We start from the raw sequence: 22765 nt of genomic DNA on the forward strand, positions 1-22765 counted from the left end.
AACCGCATGCCCTTGAATGCAAATCGATCCCGCTAAAGGCAGCAAAAAACACCCTTTCGGGTGTTTGCGCGAGCTCTCTACTTTCCTTTTTCCGTCGACTTGATACGAGGTTCATAGGAGGAGCTGAGCATCATATTCATGATGATTTCCTCCGCCGCTGCGGTCATCTGTTGGCCATCCACGCTGGTATCGCATGCCTTCCACCGGTAATGACGTTCCGCACTGTTGATATATACCGTCAGATCATAAGCATTACCGCCCTCCTGCAGCTTGCAGGTCTCGGACAGTTTTTGGTCGTTCAGATAGCCGGCGAGCACGAGTTTCCGGTAAATCTTCTGCATGATCTCTTGAGAAAATCTGAAATCGGCCTCCCGGATTTTGCCGTTCCCCAGGTCCTGCACAAGCTTATGTTCTACGGTATTAATTTCATGCTCCAGCTCCGGACCGTATTTCAGCACGAAATCAAACCGGTCCTGCTTGCTCACATCAAAAGGGATCTGCAAAAGCTCGATTTCCGGGTCCTCGCCTATGCAGCCCGTAAGCACATAACGGAGAGAGGTTTCCCTGTCCTGGCGGATCAGCTTACCGCAGCTGTAGGTGATGACTTGCCCCGTACCGAACTTATCCTCGTTCGTATCGATTCGAAGCTCCACCTGCCCATCCTTCGTGTAAGTTAAATCATGATAGATCGGATCGCCTTCGATCGTATAGCGGATAAGCCGCTGCTCCCCCTGGGAAGCTTCTGCAAAAGCGTCCAGCATTTCTACGTTGTCCACCATCCCGTGCCGATCGATGACATCCCCTTTAGGCAGCTTCTTTTCGGGAATAGGCGGGTTCCCTGTCTTGTTAGATATGGACGTCTCCGCCGTCTTTTCAGGCGCCGTCTGCCCCGCTTCCTTCGTCGTTCCCGGCTTTTCGGCCGAACAGCCGACCAGTAAAGTCAGCAAAAGCAGCAGTACACTCGCTCTCAGCATCTTGATAGGAAGCTCCCCCTCGATCTTGCCCTGTTAATCCTAAGACGCGGAAGGAGAGCTAAAGGTTTCAAGCCTCAATAGAATCCATCAAAAAAAGACCGGGACGCAAGGTGCATTCCGGCCTTTGATTTCATTCGTTTTCCGCAGGCGGCTCTTTCGGCACCAGCTTGTAAATGTCGCCATTTTCAAAAGTGTCGATCAGCCGGTCCAGCCACCGATAATAGGCATAGGCATCTTGCAGCTTGGCCTTGTCCTTGTGAAGCATCTCCACCATGTCCGGCTCTTCCGCGTACTCTTTCACCAATTTATCAATCTCTTCCATGGATTTCCGCAAAATCATAATGTTCGTTTCCACGGATTTGCGCCATTTAATGTCAAAAAAGTCCGTGAAGGTCTGGTACCAGTCATACTCCACCTCATACAGATCCTTGCGCGATCCCTTTTCCCATACCTTGTTCACCATCTTAAGGTCCAGCAAGGTCCGCACACCCGTGCTCATACTGGTTTTGCTCATCTTCATCTCACTGCCCATCTCATCGAGCGTCATTGGCTTGTCCGCAAAAAACAACAGCCCATAGAGATGTCCCGTGGATAAAGAAATGCCGTATAAGTCCATGTTTCGCCCAATCGTTTCTATAACACGCTTACGCACTTTGTGAAGCGCAGCGTTCTGTTCCTCTTTGCCCGGGTCCAAGCCCATGCTTGCAACCTCCTTATGTTCAGCCATTCTCTCGCTAGTCTTCCGCCTGTAAAGCGATCCTTTCGGAAGATTCAGAGGCAACAACCTTCTTGGTCTATTGTAGAAAAACCACTTTTAAAAGTAAAGAAGCCTCAGAAGCCGGAATCGGGAGCATCGGGCAGGAAACCCGAGTAATACTTTGTACAGTTTTTTCTGTGCGTTCTTTACATACGGTTAAAACGTTTGATACGATATTATTGGTTTGTTACACTGTTCAAGTCGCTTCTACACCGGTTCATGATTCATCCAGAGCACAAAAGCATAAGGGGTATGTTTGTGCGATTCATATTGAAATGGTTTTAAGGGGGGGGATTATTTTGTCCATCTTACAGCTTCAAAAGGTAAGTAAATTGTTCGGGGCTCATGCGGAAGAATGCGTGAAGCTGCTCGATCAAGGTTGGACCAAAGAAAAAGTAGCAAAGGAAAAATCCGTCACGGTCGGCGTTAACCGGGTCAGTCTCTCCATCGAGGATGGCGAAATTTTCGTCATTATGGGACTGTCCGGCAGCGGCAAGTCGACGCTTGTGCGCATGCTGAACCGGCTCATCGAGCCTACCTCGGGGGAAATCCTCGTTCATGGCAAGGATCTGATGAAAATGAATAAAGAACAGCTGCGGACGGTACGCCGCCAGACGATCAGCATGGTATTTCAAAAGTTCGCGCTATTCCCGCACCGCACCGTGCTTGAAAACGTGGAATACGGACTCGAAATACAGAAAAAAGAAAAGCGGATGCGCAAAGAGAAGGCGAAGCAATCGCTCGCGCTCGTCGGACTGAAGGGCTGGGAAGACAAACGCCCGGATGAGCTGAGCGGCGGGATGCAGCAGCGCGTGGGTCTTGCCCGGGCGCTTGCGAATGATCCCGAAATCCTGCTCATGGATGAAGCCTTCAGCGCCCTGGATCCTCTGATCCGGCGCGATATGCAGGATGAGCTGCTGGATCTGCAGGAGAAAATGAAGAAAACGATTATCTTCATTACGCATGATCTCGATGAAGCGCTCCGGATCGGCGACCGCATCGCTCTGATGAAAGACGGAGCCGTGGTGCAGGTCGGAACGCCGGAGGAAATTTTGACGCAGCCGGCCAATGCCTATGTCGAGCGCTTCGTGGAAGACGTCGATCTCTCGAAGGTGCTGACCGCTTCCCATGTCATGCGCCGTCCGGAAACGATCATGGCCGATCGCGGTCCGCGCGTCGCGCTGGAGCTCATGCGTGAGCGCGGCATATCCAACCTGTTCGTTGTCGATCGCGCCAAGCGTCTGCTCGGGGTCATCACGGCCGAGGATGCATCGGCTGCGATGCGCGGCGGACAGTCTCTCGCAGATATTTTGATTACGGACGGTCCCCGGGTCCTTCCCGAAGTCGTCATCAACGAGCTGTTCGAGATCACCAGTCTGGCCAAAGTGCCGCTGGCGGTCGTGGATGACGAGAATCGCCTTCTTGGCGTGATTGTCCGCGGAGCCCTGCTCGGAGCGCTTGCGGGAGAGAACCACACGAAGGAGGTGATTCCGGATGCCGAAAATACCGCTGGATGAATGGATTGAAACGCTCGTCGGCTGGATGGAAGATCACTTGACGGTCCTCTTTGACTGGATCGCCGCGGCGATCGAGGGTATCGTCAAGGGATTTACCTGGATCTTCATGCTGCCTCATCCGTTCTTATTTATCGTCATTCTCGGCGTTCTGGCTTTCCTGGTCGGGCGCTGGTCCTTAACCCTGTTCTCCGTCATCGGCTTCCTGCTGATTTATAACCTCGGCTACTGGTCGCAAACGATGGATACGCTCAGCCTTGTCATCACCTCGGCCTTGATCTCGGTTGTGCTCGGCATCCCGCTTGGCATCTGGTGCGCTTACAGCAAGGGGGCGTCACGAATCATCACGCCGCTGCTTGATTTCATGCAGACGATGCCGGCGTTCGTCTATCTGCTCCCTGCCGTCACCTTCTTCAGTCTGGGCGTCGTACCGGGCGTCATCGCGTCCGTGATCTTTGCGATTCCGCCGACCATCCGCCTCACCTTGCTCGGCATTCAACAGGTATCCGGCGAGCTGACGGAAGCAGCCGATGCGTTCGGCTCCACTTCCGGTCAGAAGCTCTTTAAGGTGCAGCTGCCGCTGGCTCTGCCGACGCTGATGGCAGGCGTGAACCAGACAATCATGCTGTCGTTGTCCATGGTCGTTATTGCGTCCATGATCGGCGCGCAGGGCATCGGTGCGGAGGTATACCGCGCGGTGACCCAGCTGCAGATCGGCAAAGGCTTCGAGGCCGGATTGGTCGTTGTTGTTCTGGCCATTGTACTGGACCGTTTTACGCAAGCTTTTTTCAAATCCGATAAGAAAAAGGTCCATCGACGTCCTTCCAGGAAGAAAGACCGCATTTAGCGGAAGATGCTTTTTGCGATATCAGGAAACCATGTTTTCAAAGGCAATCCTTACATTTCATAACAAAGGGGAAGATCCAATGAAAAAACAAGCGAAATGGCTGTCTCTACTCGGACTCGCTGGCGTATTGATGCTCTCTGCCTGCAACTCAAGCGGCAGCGCGAAAGATGACTCATCGCAGGACGGAAGCAGTGCCGAATCGTTCGGCAAACAGGTAAAGCATGAAATCATCGGGATCGATCCCGGCGCCGGCATCATGAAAGCAACGAACAAAGCCATCGAAGCATACGGGCTGTCCGACTGGAAGCTGATCGAGGGCTCCGGCGCGGCCATGACCGCGACGCTGGCCAAGGATATCAAGAACAAAAAGCCGATCATCATCACAGGCTGGACGCCGCACTGGATGTTCTCCAAATATGATCTTAAGTATCTCGATGATCCGAAGAAGGTATACGGGGATGCAGAGGAAATTCACACCATCGCCCGCAAAGGCCTGAAAGAGGATGATCCTACCGCTTACGAATTCCTTGACCGCTTCGAGTGGACATCCGATGAGATGGGCGAAATCATGACCGCGATCGAAGAAGGCGCCAAGCCGGAAGACGCGGCGAAGAAGTGGGCCGACGAGCATGCCGACCGCGTGAATGAATGGATCAAGGATCTGAAGCCGGTGAACGGCAACACCTTGAAACTGAGCTACGTGGCCTGGGATTCGGAGATTGCCAGCACGAACCTGCTTCAGTATGTATTGCAAGATAAGCTCGGCTATAAGGTAACCGCTTTGCAGGTGGAAGCCGGTCCGATGTGGACGGGCGTCGCCAACGGCGACGTGGATGCGACCGCCGCTGCCTGGCTGCCGCTGACGCATGCCGATTATATGGAGAAATTCAAAGACAAGGTTGATGACCTTGGCGCCAACATGACCGGCGTAAAAACCGGACTCGTTGTCCCATCGTATGTGGACATCAGCTCGATTGAGGATCTAAAGAAGTAAAACCCATATAACGATATTCGCTGGTGACCGCTCCGGTGACGGATCGTACTTCCGATCGCTGTTGTTACCGAATTTCCTTGAATGATCTCTTCATAAAGTAGAAATTAGCTAACAAAGGCGAACGCTGCGCTTCTTCAGAACGATTCCGTCCCCTCCGCTACTCGATCTTTTCATAAATAAGGCTTGAAACAAAAAGAACTCCAGGACCATGAGGCCCTGGAGTTCTTCTATATACGAGCGGAACGTCCCCGCTTCCTACTCCGCGTCTTTCGCTGCCTTCTTGCCTTCCGCACGATCGTTGATCGTCACGGTTACCGGCGAATATTCGGCGATGACGGTTTGTCCATGGACCGACACGCTGCCCTCCGGCGAGATGTCTTTTTCGGTCATGATCCCCAGCGCGATCGTAAACTCATTGAATTTGATCGGAACGTTTTTCTCGCGGCGGATTTCCACGCCGTTCAGATAGAATACCGCTTCGTCGTTACCGCGGTCATACGTGATTTTGTATGTGTTGAACTCGCGCGCCTTGAAGTTGGTGTCTTCCTTGAAGATGCAGAAATAACGCGTCTTATCGGACGGAGGCACTTCCACGCCCGGGAAAGGGAGCACGGCATACACGCTTGCGTACTTGTCGTTGCCGGCAAAGAAATCCAGCGCCGCGCCGGTCGTGAAGTCCAGCAGGTTCAGCGACACGTAGCCGTCGTACAGATCGTTCGGCGCCGTGTTCTCGCTGCGGGCGCGAATTTGCAGCTCGAAGCTGACCTCGCCCGACTCCGGCACTTTGATCGTTTCCACGGAATAATACATATGCTTCGCATTATCTAGGATTTGAATCTGATGGTTCTCGCGGCTCAGCGGAGCGCGCACATACAGGATGCCATTGCGTACGATGACGACCGCGTTCGGCTCGCGGTATTCCCAGAAGGAACCGTCCGGAAGCGGAAAACCGCCTACCTTCCAAACTTCGCCTTCCGATAAAATCGTATGAAAATCACCGATGACTTTTTGTTGTTCCATGTTGCAATCGACTTCCTTTCTGTGATGGATCAGTACCTGTCCAAAGGATATGTTATATCAGTCCTTGAATGAATAAGCAGACAATCATGATCAGGCCGCTCAGCTGCGCGGATTTGACGGATGCGCCCATTAACGGCAGGTAAGCGTGGGATGTATTTTGCGGCTTCAGCTTGCCGTACACCTGATACAGCGGAAGCATGGCCGGAAGAGCGATCAAGCCGTAGATCGGAAGCGCTCCGGCGATGACGCTGACGATCAGCATCACGGCTGCAAGCAGCAGCAGGAATCGGGAGAAGTTCAGCGCTCTTCGTTCACCCCACACCACGACAAGCGTACGTTTGCCTGCCTGGCGGTCCGCCTGCCAATGCAGGAAATGGTGGTTGAACAAAATCAGCGTCGTCAGAAGCCCGATGGGCAGCGACAGCAGCAGCGCTCTCAGGTCCAGATGCGAGGTCTGGACGTAATAGGCGCCCATCACCGGCAGCACCCCGAAGGACAGCAGGATCGCAATTTCGCTGTATCCTTTGCCCCGATATCCGAATTTCAGCGGAGGCGCAACATAGAAATAAGCGATCAATCCGCCCAGAGCCCCGAATACGAATGCCCAAATGCCGGAGAAAATCGCCAGCACGATGCCGCAAATGGCAGCCACGGCGAATAATCCCCAGGTCACGGCCGCAAACTTGCGGACGCTCCAGATCTGGTTGGTCAAAAACCCGGAGTTGGTGGATACCGCATCAACCGTTTCTTTGGCTGCCGTATCCGTACCGCTCTTGTAGTCCCACAGATCGTTAATCATGTTGGAGAACAAGTGGGCAGCCGCTGCCCCTACGAGCGTCACCAGGAACAGCCAGACGTTGAACACCCCGTTCCACACAAAAGCACCGAGCGCGCCCAGCGCAACCGGAATGAGCATCACGGGCACGACACCGAAGCGGGATGCCTTTTTGAATTGTTTGAGCATGTCAGCACAATGCTCCTTTCTTTGTTAAAATACCCGCGCTATGCCGGGAATATCACATTCGCACGGAACAGATCATGAATAGAACATGGCCGGCGAAGCAAATGATAAATTTCACAAACCTCCTCGTTTTTTAAGCAGCAAAGATTCGTCAGAGCTGCATTAATAATAGGAAGAAAGTTGTGCTTCATACTCTTCAAGAATAGCACACTTTATCGGATTTTGTCATGAAGATGTAGAATTTACATCGGGAAAGAATGCCAAAAGTCATATACTTTCCAGAACTCAAAAAAAGCCATGAAGATGACGGCTCCAGGCAGCCGCATTCATGGCGTTCGGGTCTAACTCCCGTTATTTCTTGATATTATCCAATGCCTTTTTGCCCAGCCGCTCCAGCAGCTGCTGTTTGTACAGGCTCTCAACCTGCACATGCTTGCCGAGGCTCTCCCAATATCCGTCGCTCCGGGGACGCGGATCGTAATCGCTCGGAACCAGTCCCGGCACCTTCGGACCGACATGGCCGATGGCATAGTTTTGCGCGGTCGGCGGCTGCTGCGAGGTCAGCTCATTCTCGGTGTTCCAGGAGACGTAGTTCGCTCCTGCCCAGCCGTGCCCGCTCCCCAGCCAGCCCCGGTCACGGATCGATATCGGCGCATCGATATTGTCGAACAAGCCGCCGACCGACCAGCGGTGATGCGGCTCGCTCGTGTTGAAGTTGTTCACGGCCTTGCCGTCGAGGAACACGTTCGGCCCTTGCACGCGGCTGTCGACGACGAACGCATGCCGCGCCGTCTCGGTATAAATCCGCTGCGCCAGATTCAGCTGCCCCATCTGGTGTATAACATAACGGCGACCGCCGGTGATGATGCTCACCATGTCGTACATCTTGCTGTCCTGCACCGTGATCCACTTGGAATTACGACTCATCTGCACCAGCGAGTAGGACAAATGATAGCCGGTTACATCGCGCACCCAGCCGTTTTTCACACTGTTAAACACGACGAAGCGTTCGGCATGCTTTTCATCCGCATAATACGGGTCGGTGGTATCGTTATCCATCACCGTATCGATCACGCTCGGATCGAAATCGGAATCAGCCCGCATGTTTTCCACGCCGACCTGCTGAATCCGTGCGCTGTCGGTATATTTGAAAATTTGTCCGCCGCCCCATTTTTGCTCTATGGCGTTCGCGACCGGCGCGTCGACGGTAATCGTGTTTCCGTCGACCGCGGTGATAACCCGGTCGAAATCCAGATTGAACGGCGCCCACTGGGTTACCGTGCCTCCCGGACGGTTGTAAATATAGTCCATACCGATTTCATGAATCCAGTTTTTATCGCCAATCCGGCGCACGATGATCGTATCCCCGACATGGTAACGGCTTGCATCCTCCACATGGAAAGTGCGGGAACCGGACGGCACGTACAGATCCGTGATCGTCTGCATCGAGCCATTGTCGATGGTCAGACCCGTATTCCCCCCGATTTCGATCAGGTTGCGGGGATTGGTTCCGGTGCCGTATATCAGCGTGCCTTTTTCATCCTGTCCCTCGCCTCGCAGCACGATGCCGCTGGCATTGATTTTCACGGTGCCGCCAACCTCGTATTTTCCTTTTTTCAGCAGCACCGCGCCGCGGAAGCCATCCTTGCCGACGGGCAGCTGTGCAACTTCATCAATGGCAGCCTGAATGCGTGCGGTATCATCCCCATCGCCTGGGCTTACCGTCGCTTTGACCTTGACGTCCGGAATTTTCACGCCGCCGCCCATGTAGCCCGCATTCGAGAAATCGAGAATCTGATTGCCTCTAAAGTCGCTTACATATACCATTTTGCCGTCCTTGCCGAGAAAGGCGATCTGGCTTTGGTTCTTCGGTATTTTTTTTTTGTCCCACACCGTAAAATAGAACGAATCATAGACCGGCTGCTTGCCCTCCCGTTCCATGGTCAGCCGGATTTCATACCGGCCTTCTTGATTCGCCTTGCCAGAAGGCGTCCACTGCTTTGTTTCCCCCTTGCTTACGGCCTCTGAATCAAGCTTGGCAATGACTTTCCCTCCAAATATGAGCTCGCCGCTGAGCGTGCCGTTCACGTTGGAGACGGTAGATACGGAAGGATAAGTATCCTTCGGGCCGATCATGGCCGGCTGCCCGATTTCCGCCTTCATATGCGGATGGGTCAGCGCCGAGTTCATCACATCGCTTTCATCCAGAAAAGCGTTCGGATCATCGACCACGACCCAGAAATCATTGGTTCTCAGCTCTGCTGATGCCTGCACCACGCCATGCACGAGGACGGCGCCCACCTGATTCGCCTTCAATCCGCCCGACGGATCAATGCTCACATCCTGAGTACTGGCGATAAACGTCTTGGCATATGGCGTCAAGTCCGCTTCTTGGCCGGAATCCAGCTCCCCCTTCAGCACCAGCTTTCCGGTTTCGCCTTTATTCAGCCGGATTTCGGCATTGTTAGGATATTCCTTCCCGCTTGCATCCGTAAAATAAATCCGCTTCAGCCCGGCCGGGGCAGGCGTTTCCGAGCTGTTGTACACTTCAAGCTCCGACAACTGCACATTCAGATCCTTGCTCAGATTCAAGTTCAACTTGATATATCTTGCCGAAGTACTCTCGAACATCGCTGCCTCCGTCGCCGTGAGATCTTTATTTTTGCTGTATGTCTGATTCCAACTGCTTCCGTCATCCGAGGACAGAATTTCATAATCCTTCAGGTTATCCGCGCGATTGAGATGGATCATGACTTTGTTGAAGGTTTCCTGCGCTCCCAAATCCACCGTGATCCAGACGTTCATATCGTCCTGCCGGTCCACCGCCAGCGGCTGCCACACCGTGGCCGCATCGCCATCCACGGCGTTCGCCGGCTTGCCGGAGCTTGCTTGTGCCGACTTGCCCAGTGCCAGGTTGGCGCTTGTATCACCCGCCGCCGAAGCTTTTTCCCCGCTTGCTATGACAGGGAGCATGAGCAGCATGATCATGAATCCGAGTCCAAGCCTTTTCATCGAACCTTTCAATAAAATCCCACCTCTCTAAAATTGAAATCGCTTACATTTTAACTTGCGCAGAAGCGCAATGAACATGTCATTTTTAGTGATGGGATTGTGTTTTATTAAGGAAAAAGTCATTTCATTGATCTGGCTATCTCGACCATTTGTTCTTTGGTTAATTCTCCGCTATTCACTTCCACGTAAGTGTCACCCTGTATCCAATGCAGAATGCCGCCGGGCATGGGTTCACGACTATCCCATGCTTCGAAGTAAGCCTTCGCACCATGAATGGGTATCATTTCTCCTGCAGTGCTCTGTTCAAAAAAGCGGGTTTCTATGTGCGATCGGCTTGTGTGGTTCCGGGCATCGATCTCTATACATTCCACCTTGAAAGTATAACCCTTGACTCCGTGCTGTTCGATCCCTAGAACATACTCTCCCCTTTGGTCAAAGTAATGCAGCCGCAAATTCCGAATCGGTTGGTCGAATTTCAAGGGATAGGGCCATTTCACCTCTACATCCCAATTTCTGACGGACGTTTGGTCCGGTAAAAGAAGCTTGAAATTCGTGGTCGATTTTATTTTCCTGAAATCTATCGTTTCCTTGCCTTCTGATATTGCCCCGGCTGAAATAACGATGGCAAGCAATGCAGGTGCGATCATGTGTATTCCATCCTCTCGTTTAGTTAACCAACAGGGCTTTGCCCCACTTCCGGATACCAAGCGGCTGATTCTTGACCATGTCCGCATAGTTGGGAGGGAAATCGCTCAAGACCGGATCCTTCAAATGCTTATAGTGGACGATCGTGACATGGTGTGGCGATATTTTGAATATAAAGCGATCCTTGCCGGCCGCAATATGCGGGCCGACCGTTGGAGTCGCTTCTAAGGTCAGGAAAAAGCTGAATGTTCGAAACCCGCTGATCCGGTCGATGCTTTTGGCCTCGATCAAATACGGGTATAACGCCGGCGAAACCGTCAGCAAGCTTGCGTATGTTTTCTCCAGCTGCGACTCCATGTAGGGCAAGAGGGTCAGGAGCAGCATGTCTTGAAGCTGAAGCTCTCTTGAATCAGGATCATATTTACCTTCAGTGAAGCTTGCACTGCCGCAAAATAAAAATAGGAACAGAATCAAGGGGAACAAAACGAACCGTTTACTCATGTGAATACCTCCTTCGCTATAGGTTTTAGATTCAGACGGCGATTTATGCAAAGGGCGAATATTCTACCAAGTTATACAGATAGCCCTCCGCCAGCTCCATGCCGATATGTCACTCTCGCATTTGTAATGTTTTGTTCATTCTCCGTTCATATAACTTCACTACAATGGCCTTGAACCTAAAAATAGGAGGCTTCAGGCCATGTTGAAACAGTTTGCGAAAACATTCACCCAATTCGTCAGTAGCCGCAAAGGCGCTTGGACCGTGCTGATTGGCTGGATGGTCATCATACTTGTACTCAGCCTGGCCACGCCGGGCTCCAAACCCTATGCCGTAAACAGCGGCGAAGGCAGCGTGCATAACGACACGCCTTCCGCGGCCGCGCAGCAAATCATGGACGAACAGTTTCCGTCCAAGGACGGGCTCACCGCCCTCTTGGTCTTCCATGATCCGGATAAAATTTCGGAAGCCGACCGAAATGACATTACAGAAATGAGCCGCTGGCTCGCATCCGCGGAGAAACCGCGGTACGTGTCGGCTTCGCTGCCATTTCATCAGCTTCCGAAGAACGTTCAGGACCAGATGCTCTCGAAGGATCAAACCACGATGCTGCTGAATGTGAGCCTGCAAAAGGATCTTGAATCCGATCAGACGTATGACACCCTGCAGCAGATCCGCGACCATGTGAAGAGCCTGCAAAGCAGTGGCTTGCAGATGGAAATCACCGGCCCCACCGGCATCGCCTCGGACACGACGACGCTTTTCAAAAATGCGGATGTTGTCTTGATGCTGGCTACTGTGGTGCTGATCCTGGTTATTCTGATTGTCATTTACCACTCACCGCTGCTGGCCATCATGCCCCTTCTCATCTCCGGCATGGTCTACCTGGTCGTCGACCGGATTCTCGGCCTCGGAGGAAAGCTGGGCTGGTTCGTGGTCGAAAAGCAGTCCCTTTCGATCATGATGATTTTGCTTTTCGCCGTATTGACCGACTATTGCCTGTTCATCATTGCCCGGTTCCGGGAAGAGCTCCGACGGACGGAATCGAAGCATGAAGCGATGCACGAGGCACTGACTCACGTCGCCGAACCGATTCTCTTCAGCGGGGGCACCGTGCTGATGGCCATGTTGATTCTGTTCACGGCGATCTTTAAGCCTTACAACCATTTCGCCCCGGTCTTTTCCATCGCAATGGTCATCATTCTGCTCGGCGGCGTCACGCTCATCCCTGCGCTGTTTACCCTCGTCGGCCGCAAGGCGTTCTGGCCTTTCGTTCCCCAGGCGGGAACCGAACGGGTCAAGACCAGGAAGGAAGGCGTCTGGAGCCGGATCGGTGCCTTCGTCACCCGGAAGCCTGCCGTGACCGCAGGCGTTCTGCTGGTATTGCTGCTGGCCTCATCCGCCAACCTGTTCGGCATGAAGTATTCCTTCAACATCATGAAGTCGTTCCCGGCTGACATTTCATCCAGGCAGGGCTTCGATATGCTGGAGGAACGCTTTCCGCCGGGACAGCTTGCACCGGTGACCGTCGTGCTGAAGTCCGAACACAAGCTGGATGTGAATGCTGATCTCATCAAACAGGTCGCAGCGCTCAGCGACAGACTGATGGCCGATGGCCGAATCAGCGCCATCTCGCCGATGCTGACACCGCAGCAGGCAAACGGCGGTCAGCCGCCTGACAAGTTGCTGTCCGAGTCCGGGCAAGCCATCAAGCTTCAGCTCACCCTGGAGGATAATCCGTATGATCCCGCAGCTCTCGATACCATTGCCCAGCTTCGCAAGGACAGCGGCAGCCTGCTGCATGAGAGCGGATTGGCACCGGAGCAGTTTTCCCTGCATTTTGCCGGACAAACGGCTGAACTGCTCGACGTCAGAATCATGAATCAGCGCGACACGACCGTTCTTTTCACGCTGATTACGCTGTCCATTGCCGCGATGCTGGCCTTTCAGGCCCGCTCTGCCAAGATGGCCGCCACCATGATTCTGACCATGCTCCTGTCCTATGCAGGCACCATGGGCCTCGGCTGGCTTATCTTCCATGAATGTCTCGGCTATGACTCCGTCAGCTACCGCCTGCCGGTGTATACCTTCGTCTTCCTGATCGCGCTTGGCGTGGATTACAACATCATGCTCGTGTCCCGGATCCGGGAGGAAGCGAAAAAATACAATTGGATGGAAGCCGTTAAACGGGGCGTATCGCTGACAGGCGGCGTCATCTCTTCCGCAGGCATTATTTTGGCCGCCACCTTCTGCGTATTAATTACGCAGCCGCTGCAGGAGCTGTTCCTGTTCGGCATTCTGATGGCCATGGGCATCCTGATCGATACCTTCCTCGTTCGCGGCATGCTGCTTCCTGCCATATTGACGCTCATCGGCGGCAGCAAGCGAAATGACATTCATAAAAATAATCTTCCGGTACATCCGGAGTAAACGACCAGAAGGAGGAACAAACATGTTTGGATTTATGCTATTTCTGCATTTGGGAGGCTTGATCGCTTGGGTAGGAGGGTTGATCGTGGTGATTGCAATGATCGGCCTGCTCGGCAAACAGCTCGGCGCTTCCCAGGACTCTAATCTGCTCGCGCGCAAAAGCCTCAGCATCTTCAGCTATCTGGCGCACCCGGGTGCCGTGCTTGTGCTCGGCAGCGGCGTATATCTGATTATGAAAATGGGCTCAGGCACCAAGCCGCTATGGCTGGACATCATGGAAAAGGGCGGCGGCACCGTCGCGCTCTTGTCCCTGATCGTCACCGGCATCCTCGGCAGCAAGGTCAAGAAAAAACTGAATGCCGCGAACGGGCAGACCGTAAAAGTAACCGGATATCTGACGACCATGTCCGCTCTGATGGTACTAATTCTCGGCGTCGTGCTCGTCGTGAGCCTGAAAATATGAAAAAGGGCCGCCTGTCAGCTGTTGAAGCTGAAGGCGGCCTTTTTATGCGTCATGCGTGGGTACTCCTTATGCTTTTTTTCCTGACGTCTTGGACGCTGCGGCCTTGGCGCTCTTCGCCGCAGCCTCCTGCGCCTTTTTCGCATAATACACCTTCAGATCATCCGGCGTGACGAAATCGGTGTAAAAACCGTATACACCCCGGGCTTTATATTTGGCCATGACTTCGGGATCATTGATGGTATGAACGAAAGAGAGCTTATTGATTTTTTTCAAACTGCTGACGAAGCTGGCATTGGCTCTCCATTCCGGCATCGTGACCGCAGTGATTTTGGGATGGCTCTTCACGAACTGCAGCACCTTCTGGTTGGAATCATTGGTTTGATACAGAGTGTAGATGTAAGACTCGAACGGAAATACCTTCTCGATCGTCGAGTACATGCTCTCGTTGTAAATCTGCGGAATGATCCGCTTCAGCATATAAGGGTCTTCATTGGCATGCTTCACGATTTCATTGAATTGGGCTGTAATCGTATTTTTATCCGTGCTTTTCGTGTCCGTGATGAAGTATGCATCAGGATACTCATGCATCAGGTCTATGATTTCGCTGAATTCGAGCGCATTATATTTATCGAACATTTTCATTGCCTTCATGTCGGCCAGCGTCAGCGGACCTCCGGTGACGGCCGGGGTCAAGGCTTGTCCCAACGACTGAAAAGCGTATGTGGACCAATCATGGCGTCCGATGAGATAACCGTCCGATGTGAACTGCAGATCGACTTCAAAGATGCGCTGTCCCTTTTCATAGTTGGTTTCAAAGGCCTCATAGGAATTGGTATACGCCTTTTGATCGATGCCCCCGAGCGCATGGGCCACCAGATTGTAATCCGTCCATGTGGCGGCAAAAGCGGGAGTGCCGAGTGACAGCAAACAAATAACCAGCAGCGGCGGCAGTGCAGTGAGCAGTTTTTTCATTCCAACCTCCTGTTTTCCTTGGCATAGTCTCAGATTTTGCATTCGTCCGCATGCAGCGGGCAAGCACAATATGTAAATTATATCATGCGGAGGGAATAGAAGGTAGAAAGAGAAGGTATTTTTGTGGATAAGGATGGATCCTGTCGAGAGATCGTCTTTATTCGCTCAGCTTCTCAATACGAATCGTCGTTGTTTTATCGGGAATATACACGTCCTTATCCTTATAAGGAGTTCTCAAAATAGCCCTGATATGATCGCCTACGTGATATTCCTCCAGTTTCTCGGCTGCTATCTCATATCCTTGCACATACAGTATTTTCTTTTTTTCGTCTATGCGCACAATCTGTCCGTTGACCTCAAATCGCTTCCCGTGATCGGAACAGCCTGAGATCATCAGCTGCAGCACGACTAGCGCAGCAAGAAGCTTTGCCTTCTTCCCCATTTCCGATCGTCCTCCCGGGCTATTCATCTTTCCTGTTTATACCATGAATATGGAAAAATGTTGCGGATCCTTATCCGCCGGCCGGTCCAAATGATGAGGATCCATCCTGCCAAACAAAAAAAGGACCGGCTGCGCCGGCCCTTCCGTTATCGCGCCTAACCTTCGGACGCTTCTCCGCTAAGCTGCCAGGAGATGCCGAATCGGTCGCGCACCATGCCAAAGGACGGACTCCAGAACGTTTCCTGAAGCTCCATCTGGACTTGTCCGCCATCGGACAGAGCATGAAAAATCGATTTCAGACGCTCCAGATCCTTCGTCATCAAGGCGATGCTGAGCTGGTCGCCGAGCTGATACGGATTACCCGGAAAGGTATCGTAGAACAGCAGGATTTGACCGTCGAATTCCAGTGCCGCATGCAGGACGCGGTTCTTGGCTTCCTCCGGCATCGGATGTCCTTCATCTCCCGGCATATCCCCAAAGCGTTGAAGTCCCATGTTGTTGGCACCCAGCACCTTCTCGTAAAAAGCTACCGCTTCGGCGCAGTTTCCATCCAATACGATATACGGTGCAATCTTCAAACTCATGACTTGTCCTCCTTTATCTTGGTTTATTTCCATTTTGGTGTTCTTTTCCATTATAGACTGTAAAACGGATGAAGATAAGGCGAACAAGGGCCGTTACCTCAAATTTATTTCTATGAAAAATGCTCCCTGGCGGCAGCATATCTGCCCGGTTCCAGCGAGCCGAAGCGCCTTTTCAAATTGCCTGTGTCCACCCGAATATTCTTCAGTCCAGCAAATTCGATGCTGCCCCTGATCATACCTGGGGAGAAGGCTTATAGCGGCCGGTCCAGCGAAAAACGCTCGCCAAGCTTCGCGTAGCTGCTTCCAGCCAATCGACTGACGGGAGCCAGCGTCTGTTCGCGAATCCTTCCCTCATCGAGCAGGGCTTCATCCACATGAAATCGCACGACACGCCCGATCAGCAGATCCGTGGCAGGCGAAGCTTCCGACCCTCCGAGCGGAATCGCGCGTTCCAGCACGCATTCCATTCGAATTCTGGCCTCGGCAATGCCTGGCACGCGTACCGCTTCGCTTGGAACCGCCGTTAAGCCTGCATATTCTACCTCGCTTTGATCGGGCGGAAGGCTTGCCGCCGTCTGATTCAGCTTTGCAATGGACGCTTCATCCCCGATGTGGACGACGAATTCGCCTTCCCGCATCGCATTGGCGGCCGTATCCTTTGGCGTTCCCTGTTTTCTTTGCACGGACACGGAGACCATGGGCGGGTCTGCCGTCACGATATTAAAATAGCTGAATGGAGCCGCGTTCACCTTTCCGTTCGCCGCGAGCGTTGTTACCCATGCGATGGGCCGTGGAATGATGCTGCCGGTCAGCAGCTTGTAATTCGCGCGCTCGGTCTGCTGGTTCGGGGCGATAGAAATGTTCATCGGGCATCGTCCTCCAGTTCCCGGACTTCAAACGGGGTGAGCTTGGCTTCGATTTCGGCCCGCCGCTCCTCAAACCATGCCGGCAGCATCAGCTTTTCGCCTAGCCGGTCCGGATGCTCATCCCGCGAGAAGCCCGGAGGATCGGTGGCGATTTCAAACTGGATTCCGCCAGCCTCGCGGAAGTACAGCGCATTGAAATATTGGCGGTCAAGCACCGGCGTTACTTGCAAGCCATGCTCCAGTACATGCTCTCGCCATTGTTCATGCTCGCGGTCGTCTTTAGCCCGCCAGGCAATGTGATGCACGGTCCCCGCTCCGCCTGTGCCTCGCTCCATCGGGGTGACGTTCACGTCAATCATATTGCCGACCTCGCCATACGATCTGAACCGCGCATAGGCTCCTTCCTGTCCGATTTTTTCCAGACCCAGAACCTCCTGAAGCAGATGAGCCGTCTCGGCTGGGTCCAAGCTGTAAAGAATCGCGCCGCCGAAGCCTTTGATCGCCTTGTCTTCGGGAATGCCACCGAAGGACCAGGTACTCAGCGGTCCTGCTTCGCGCTCCACGATTTCCAGCTGTAGTCCGTCTTCATCCCGGAAGGCCAGGTATTCCTCTGAAAATCTTGCCGTTTTCACAACCGGTATTTTAAAATGGGCCAATCTTTGTTCCCAAAAGCTGAGTGCGCCCGCGGGAACAGCAAAGGTTGTTACACCCACCTGTCCGCCGCCTACACGTCCTTGGCGTGATCTGGGCCACGGAAAGAACGTAATGATCGTTCCGGGGCTTCCTTGCTCATTCCCCAAATAAAGGTGATACACCTCTGGCGCATCGAAGTTAACGGTTTGTTTAATCAGGCGGAGTCCGAGGACACCTGCATAAAAATCTACGGTTTTCTGGGGATCTCTTACAAAAGCAGTAATGTGGTGAATACCTGCGGTTTTCATATTCATGACTGTTCAGCTCCTTTGATGATCCTATTCATCTTTAATTAGAGATATCTAAGTTGAAGTTCACATTATATTATTTCCTGTTGGTTTATTTATCTTAATTTAAAGATATATCATTTAAAGGTAGTTGTCAATCCTTGATTGTTGATACACTTTTGACCGCATCCGAACGCCATAGAGATTATGTTCTTCTTACTCAACAAAACAGCCGCCCCAACTCGGGACGGCTGTCTCTCCACTTTTAAGCAATCTCCCTATTCGTTTCAGTACATGGTCCAATAATCCGCATTTCCTTCCTTGACCACCGGCTGGTTCGGCTGCTTCCGGGCCTCCGCGATTGCCGGTTCTTCCCGCTCCCACTTTTCAATAATCACGATGCTCTGGAGATTCGCTTTATCCTTCCAATCGATATACTGCTGCTTTTCCAGCTCCCGCAGAGAGCGGTGAATGTCCTCTTTCCGTTTTCCCGTTTTGATCTCAAGCTCATGAATGGTTGGCAGTCTTCTCCGTCCGCTGAGATAGTTAAAAAGAATGCGCAAAATTTTCCGATCCATATCCGCCAGCATGGCAGTCACTCCCTACGCAATTTTAGCCGGCTGCCATGCCAGAATGCGGTCCAGACGGAATGTCCGAGGCGCTCCCGTTTGCAGGCATGTGGCCCGTACGATTTGTCCACGGATACCTTTGACCTCGATGTTGCGCTGTGTTATTTTTCCCGTTCGGTCCAGATATACAATTTCCACCCGTTGACCGATGTATTTTTCCGGCATGACAACCCCTCCTAACAGAACCCTTGTTCTTATATTTTAACCGAACATTTGTTCTTTAATCAATGGTAAGTTGCTGCCAAAAAATACGAAAAGACCCCTTTTTCACTTTTGCTTGATGCTTGCATTCATTCCCTGCCATCTTTTATCCGGTGACAGATGAATCCCCAGCTGATCCACCGTCCGTACCACAATATGCGTGATCAGATCGTCGATGGTGGCCGGATGGTTGTAAAAAGCAGGCATGGGCGGTAAAATCGTTGTCCCCATGCGGGATAAAGCCAGCATATGCTCCAGATGGATATCGTTCAGCGGCGTTTCGCGCGTAAGCAGGATCAGTTTTTTTCGTTCCTTTAAAATGACATCCGCCGCCCGGGTGAGCAGGTTATCGCTTAGACCCATGCGGATGGAGGCAAGCGTCTTCATGCTGCATGGCGCCACGATCATTCCATCCACTTGAAACGATCCGCTGGAAATGGCCGCTCCTAAATCCTTGTATCCGTAGACCGCATCCGCCAACTTTTCCACATCCTTTATCGTGTAGGAGGTTTCATACTGGATGTTTGCGGCCGCCCAAGGCGAAATGACAGCATGCGTTTCGACGCCCGCCTCCTGTAGCACTTGCAGCAGCCTGATTCCCAGAATGGCACCCGTTGCCCCTGACATACCTACGATCATTCTCATCAAGCTTCACTCCCTTCGAAGTCCTTATTACCGTATCCCGGTTCAGTCATGCGCTTCACAGGCTTTTGGATTCTCCGAGCTTTCGAAATGCGTCCAGGACACGGTTTTGGATTTCCTTCGGATATCCGGAGAAGGAGGCTTGAAGAGGCAGGTAGCCTTGCGCCCATTCATTCGAGGAGAGGCAATTGTAAACCACCTTTGTCGTCGCAGCTTTCTTTTTTTCATCCTGATCCAGATAAGCCACGAGCGGCAGCACAGGTTGATCCGCAAAACGGATGACTTTATCGGGATGGCTGCGGGTCGCCGCGGCCCATATGACCTGATCGATCCGGCTGGGATCGATATCATGTCCTGCGACGATGACTTTCGGAATATAAGAGCCGCCGCGGCAGGCGAACACCACTTCGCCGATTTTTCGGGCAAGTGCCGCCGAATCGGAATATGTTCCTAAGGAGTCCACCGTCACGACAAGCCAATGAACAGCGGATTCGAACGGAATGAAGCAGCTTCGTACAGGCAGATGATGGCGCCGCAGCTCATACTGAATGCTTGCGGCGATCGCGATGCCCCAATTGGTGTGATTCTCTTCAGGAGGCGTGCCCGCAGCCACCACCGGCATAATCGGTTCATGACGGTGAGTCATCGCCGTTACCTGAAAACATGGCACTTCCTTGTGATGCCCCACCCAAGTATATCCGGCATATTCCCCCATAGGACCCTCGGGGACGGTCTCATCCAACGAAACGAAGCCTTCGATGACAATTTCGCTGCTTGCGGGCACCCTAAGGTCATGACTTTCGCAACGTACGACATCAAGCGGCTTGCCGTACCATCCACCGAGCATATCAGCTTCATTGGACTCATCCGAAAGAGGATAGCCCGCGATCATGGCGATACCCGGATCCACGCCGAGACACAGCGCATACGGCATATCCTGGCCGATCGCCTTCCACTGCTGATATATCTTACCAATGTGCTGGGAAGGCACGATGACGCCGGCCATTGTCCGTTTACCATGCAGCATGACCCGCGTGATCGACCAGTTCACCCAGGATCCGTCCGGAGAGCGGACAATCAAGACGCCATACGTATTGATGTAACGGCCGCCATCGCCAACATGCAAGTACGGAACCGGAAGACTCGTCAAATCGATGTCTTCGCCGAATCGTTTGTATTCCTTGCAAGGCGCGTTCAGCACTTCCTGTGGTGGCAGCGGTGCTGCTTCGGGGAGATGGGACCAGGCTTCAACAAGCTCTGTAATCCCCGTCTCAGCGGGAAGCCCCAGCGAAAGCGCAATCCGCAAAAAAGGATGCCGCTCATGTGGACTGAGTCCAACGGGTGCGCCCAGCACGCGAAATCCCGGAGCACTGTCCTTTATCTTGCAAAATAGCGGTGCCGGGGTCGGAGCTTCATAGGCGTAGCGGATCATCGCTCCCATTTCCAGGTTCCAATCTACTTCCTGTTCAACCTTGACGATATCCCCATAATGCTCCAAGGCATCGATATATTCCCGAAAGCTAATGCTGGATTTATTGATCTTTTTCATCGTAGTACCTCCCTAGTCATCAACATGTCTGCATACAAAGCTTACATCCGCTCTAATCTATATGTAAAATATATAATAACGTTGTTTAACATATAAAAAACATATGCACAATTGTGAGGGATTCGTATGGATTTTAAAAAATTGCTGTATTTCGTGACCATCGTCGAAGAAGGACAAATTACCCGTGCCGCACAGCGGCTGCATATCGCACAGCCTCCGCTTAGCCTTCAGCTCAAATCCCTGGAAGAAGAGCTGGGCGTGACCCTGATCAACCGTGAGAACAAACAATTCGAGATTACGCCGATTGGATGGACCTTGTATAAACGAGCCAAAACCGTGCTGCACTCGATTGACGGCATGGTCGCGGAAATTCAAGAGCAGGATCTAGGCATGCGGGGCACGCTTTCAATCGGAACGGTCATGTCCTGCGTTCCCTATCTGCCCTCTGTCATCAAGCAGTTTCAGCAATCATATCCCCAAGTGACGTTTCAATTATGGGAGGACGACTCCTATCGAGTCGAAGAGTATTTACAGCATAGAAAAATTGAACTAGGCCTTGTAAGGCTCCCCCTGCAATCCGGTATATCCGCCCATACGCCTGATGTATCGGTACATCGTCTGCAAACCGAGCCCTTGGTAGCCATCCCGCCAGGGTCTTGGAAGGGGATTGATCCTATCCTCCCGATTGAGGATTTGTGCCGCCACCCCCTGTTGATTTTGCGCGGTCAGGGAGACTACGGTGTGTATCACCGTTTTATCGATACCTGCAAAATAAAGGGGGTACAGCCCAACATCGTATGCGAGAGCCCGGATGTATCAACCCTCATGCTTCTAGCCGAATCGGGCATCGGCATCGCGGTCGTGCCCCGCTCAGCCTTGCTGCTCCGACTGGAGCAGGTGCGCCATGCCGAAATTGCTCCGACGATCGCATCGGATACCGCGATCATTACGCTTAAGGATCAATATCTCTCCAAGGCCGCCCTTAATTTCAAGCAGCTTCTGATCGATTTTATGGCAAACGATGTCCTTCGCTAAATGGCTGCACCAAAAAAGGACGCTTTACCAGCCCGAACAGGGCTGAAGGAAGCCTGGGTGATGCAAGCAGTTTGAGCGAGAAGATGCTTTTTTTTGCGCCGCAGCTCGGAGCCAGATTCGTTTGCGGGAGCTCACGCATCATGTCTGCCCCTATGCAAAAAGACCTTTCGCAAGAATAAATATGCGAAAGGTCTTCATTAAGCGGGTTATGTTTTTCATGACTGCATGATCGCCTGCACCCGCCCTACGGTCCCGTCGGTGAGTCTGACCTTAATGCCCCTCGTATGGTTGGGGGAACTGGTCAGCAGCTGCTTCACGATGCCCTGTGTGCGCTTGCCGGTGCGCTGATCTTCTTTTTTCACGATTTCAACGGTCATTCCCGGCTTGATGTTCGCCCGGATCATATGTGCTTCCATGATGTTCACGTCCCTCTTTGGTCTCTCATATCGACCTGCGTATTATTACCTTCCATCATAGCACAAATGCAATTCGTTTTCCGTTCGGGTACAATAAGACAAAACGACCTATGGAGGCTGCATTCATGAACACGGAAGAAGAACCGAAGCAACAGGCGATCCCCGCCGAAGACGACCAGGGCAATTTCAAGCTGCTTGATGTCGAGCGCATCCTCACCATTACGTCTGAAATCGAAGGCGACGAGGACAGCGCAGCGATTTTCCATTACGACGACGGCAAAACGTACAAATACGTGCATAGCGAGAAAGCGATGAAGCAGTTCGGCGAATGGATCCAACAAGGCGAAAAGTAAAAATTCACGTGAAAAAAGCTGCCCGAGGGGCAGCTTTTCT

General features: G+C 52.5%; 24 protein-coding genes. 7 read left to right on the forward strand and 17 right to left on the reverse strand.

The genetic code is table 11. The features are described from left to right. Positions 1-77: 77 nt before the first annotated feature. Together PCH05_RS22460 and PCH05_RS22465 are read right to left on the reverse strand one after the other, a co-directional pair. Complete coding sequence (locus PCH05_RS22460; RefSeq protein WP_127606088.1) at positions 78-974, reverse strand: DUF4362 domain-containing protein; 897 nt, start codon at positions 972-974, stop codon at positions 78-80. A gap of 130 nt (positions 975-1104) precedes the next feature. Continuing rightward, positions 1105-1674 carry a GbsR/MarR family transcriptional regulator gene (locus tag PCH05_RS22465; RefSeq protein ID WP_127606090.1) on the reverse strand — a complete coding sequence of 190 codons (570 nt, stop codon included), beginning with the start codon at positions 1672-1674 and terminating at the stop codon, positions 1105-1107. A gap of 356 nt (positions 1675-2030) precedes the next feature. Here PCH05_RS22465 and PCH05_RS22470 point away from each other — a divergent pair, with 356 nt between their 5' ends. From PCH05_RS22470 to PCH05_RS22480, 3 genes are all read left to right on the forward strand, one after another. Further along, entirely contained in the window at positions 2031-3248 is a 1218-nt protein-coding gene (locus PCH05_RS22470) for a quaternary amine ABC transporter ATP-binding protein (protein WP_127606092.1), read from the forward strand. Further along, a complete protein-coding gene (locus tag PCH05_RS22475; protein ID WP_127606094.1) occupies positions 3226-4092 on the forward strand; it encodes an ABC transporter permease in 867 nt (288 codons plus the stop codon). Before PCH05_RS22470 ends, PCH05_RS22475 begins: the two co-directional genes overlap by 23 nt. A 79-nt stretch (positions 4093-4171) precedes the next feature. After that, complete coding sequence (locus PCH05_RS22480; RefSeq protein ID WP_127606096.1) at positions 4172-5086, forward strand: glycine betaine ABC transporter substrate-binding protein; 915 nt, start codon at positions 4172-4174, stop codon at positions 5084-5086. Between the two features lie 255 nt (positions 5087-5341). On the opposite strand, the gene PCH05_RS22485 is transcribed toward PCH05_RS22480, so the two are convergent. From PCH05_RS22485 to PCH05_RS22505, 5 genes are all read right to left on the reverse strand, one after another. Further along, positions 5342-6106 (reverse strand): DUF6081 family protein, encoded by a 765-nt coding sequence (locus PCH05_RS22485; RefSeq protein WP_127606098.1) that lies wholly within the window; start codon positions 6104-6106, stop codon positions 5342-5344. A 52-nt stretch (positions 6107-6158) separates the two neighbouring features. Continuing rightward, positions 6159-7070 carry a prenyltransferase gene (locus tag PCH05_RS22490; protein ID WP_127606100.1) on the reverse strand — a complete coding sequence of 304 codons (912 nt, stop codon included), beginning with the start codon at positions 7068-7070 and terminating at the stop codon, positions 6159-6161. Between the two features lie 348 nt (positions 7071-7418). After that, positions 7419-10091 carry a discoidin domain-containing protein gene (locus PCH05_RS22495; protein WP_246049890.1) on the reverse strand — a complete coding sequence of 891 codons (2673 nt, stop codon included), beginning with the start codon at positions 10089-10091 and terminating at the stop codon, positions 7419-7421. A 107-nt stretch (positions 10092-10198) separates the two neighbouring features. Next, on the reverse strand, positions 10199-10726 hold the full coding sequence (locus tag PCH05_RS22500; protein WP_127606102.1) for a hypothetical protein: 528 nt from the start codon (positions 10724-10726) through the stop codon (positions 10199-10201). Between the two features lie 19 nt (positions 10727-10745). After that, positions 10746-11225, reverse strand: a complete 480-nt coding sequence (locus PCH05_RS22505) for a DUF3888 domain-containing protein (protein WP_127606104.1) — start codon at positions 11223-11225, stop codon at positions 10746-10748. A 199-nt stretch (positions 11226-11424) separates the two neighbouring features. On the opposite strand from PCH05_RS22505, the gene PCH05_RS22510 reads away from it, so the two are divergent. Further along, the gene (locus tag PCH05_RS22510) at positions 11425-13653 is read left to right on the forward strand and encodes an MMPL family transporter (protein ID WP_127606106.1); all 2229 of its coding nucleotides are present in this window, start codon (positions 11425-11427) and stop codon (positions 13651-13653) included. Between the two features lie 22 nt (positions 13654-13675). After that, positions 13676-14116, forward strand: coding sequence for a hypothetical protein (locus PCH05_RS22515; RefSeq protein WP_127606107.1), 441 nt, complete (start codon positions 13676-13678; stop codon positions 14114-14116). Between the two features lie 66 nt (positions 14117-14182). Here PCH05_RS22515 and PCH05_RS22520 read toward each other — a convergent pair whose 3' ends face one another. From PCH05_RS22520 to PCH05_RS22560, 9 genes are all read right to left on the reverse strand, one after another. Beyond that, positions 14183-15088 carry a phosphatidylinositol-specific phospholipase C/glycerophosphodiester phosphodiesterase family protein gene (locus PCH05_RS22520; protein WP_164766763.1) on the reverse strand — a complete coding sequence of 302 codons (906 nt, stop codon included), beginning with the start codon at positions 15086-15088 and terminating at the stop codon, positions 14183-14185. A gap of 157 nt (positions 15089-15245) precedes the next feature. Further along, a complete protein-coding gene (locus PCH05_RS22525) occupies positions 15246-15530 on the reverse strand; it encodes a hypothetical protein (RefSeq protein ID WP_127606111.1) in 285 nt (94 codons plus the stop codon). A gap of 155 nt (positions 15531-15685) precedes the next feature. Further along, a complete protein-coding gene (locus PCH05_RS22530) occupies positions 15686-16114 on the reverse strand; it encodes a VOC family protein (protein ID WP_164766764.1) in 429 nt (142 codons plus the stop codon). Between the two features lie 251 nt (positions 16115-16365). Then, a complete protein-coding gene (locus PCH05_RS22535) occupies positions 16366-16980 on the reverse strand; it encodes a flavin reductase family protein (protein ID WP_127606114.1) in 615 nt (204 codons plus the stop codon). Continuing rightward, the gene (locus tag PCH05_RS22540; RefSeq protein ID WP_127606116.1) at positions 16977-17927 is read right to left on the reverse strand and encodes a ring-cleaving dioxygenase; all 951 of its coding nucleotides are present in this window, start codon (positions 17925-17927) and stop codon (positions 16977-16979) included. Before PCH05_RS22540 ends, PCH05_RS22535 begins: the two co-directional genes overlap by 4 nt. A gap of 260 nt (positions 17928-18187) precedes the next feature. Next, positions 18188-18490, reverse strand: coding sequence for a hypothetical protein (locus PCH05_RS22545; RefSeq protein WP_127606118.1), 303 nt, complete (start codon positions 18488-18490; stop codon positions 18188-18190). 12 nt (positions 18491-18502) lie between these two features. Next, on the reverse strand, positions 18503-18694 hold the full coding sequence (locus tag PCH05_RS22550; RefSeq protein ID WP_127606120.1) for a hypothetical protein: 192 nt from the start codon (positions 18692-18694) through the stop codon (positions 18503-18505). A 102-nt stretch (positions 18695-18796) separates the two neighbouring features. Beyond that, positions 18797-19375 (reverse strand): flavin prenyltransferase UbiX, encoded by a 579-nt coding sequence (locus tag PCH05_RS22555; RefSeq protein ID WP_127606122.1) that lies wholly within the window; start codon positions 19373-19375, stop codon positions 18797-18799. 55 nt (positions 19376-19430) lie between these two features. Next, a complete protein-coding gene (locus PCH05_RS22560) occupies positions 19431-20921 on the reverse strand; it encodes a UbiD family decarboxylase (RefSeq protein WP_127606124.1) in 1491 nt (496 codons plus the stop codon). A gap of 126 nt (positions 20922-21047) precedes the next feature. Here PCH05_RS22560 and PCH05_RS22565 point away from each other — a divergent pair, with 126 nt between their 5' ends. Further along, positions 21048-21956, forward strand: a complete 909-nt coding sequence (locus PCH05_RS22565) for a LysR family transcriptional regulator (protein WP_127606126.1) — start codon at positions 21048-21050, stop codon at positions 21954-21956. Positions 21957-22171: 215 nt separating this feature from the next. Here the strand turns inward: PCH05_RS22565 and PCH05_RS22570 are convergent, their stop codons facing one another. Next, positions 22172-22372: a YwbE family protein gene (locus PCH05_RS22570; RefSeq protein ID WP_246049893.1), complete on the reverse strand. Its 201-nt coding sequence runs from the start codon at positions 22370-22372 to the stop codon at positions 22172-22174. 125 nt (positions 22373-22497) lie between these two features. On the opposite strand from PCH05_RS22570, the gene PCH05_RS22575 reads away from it, so the two are divergent. Next, entirely contained in the window at positions 22498-22725 is a 228-nt protein-coding gene (locus PCH05_RS22575; protein ID WP_127606128.1) for a hypothetical protein, read from the forward strand. The last annotated feature ends 40 nt before the right edge of the window (positions 22726-22765 follow it).

This window comes from Paenibacillus chibensis (assembly GCF_004001045.1).
Classification (GTDB): Bacteria; Bacillota; Bacilli; order Paenibacillales; family Paenibacillaceae; genus Paenibacillus_AQ; species Paenibacillus_AQ chibensis.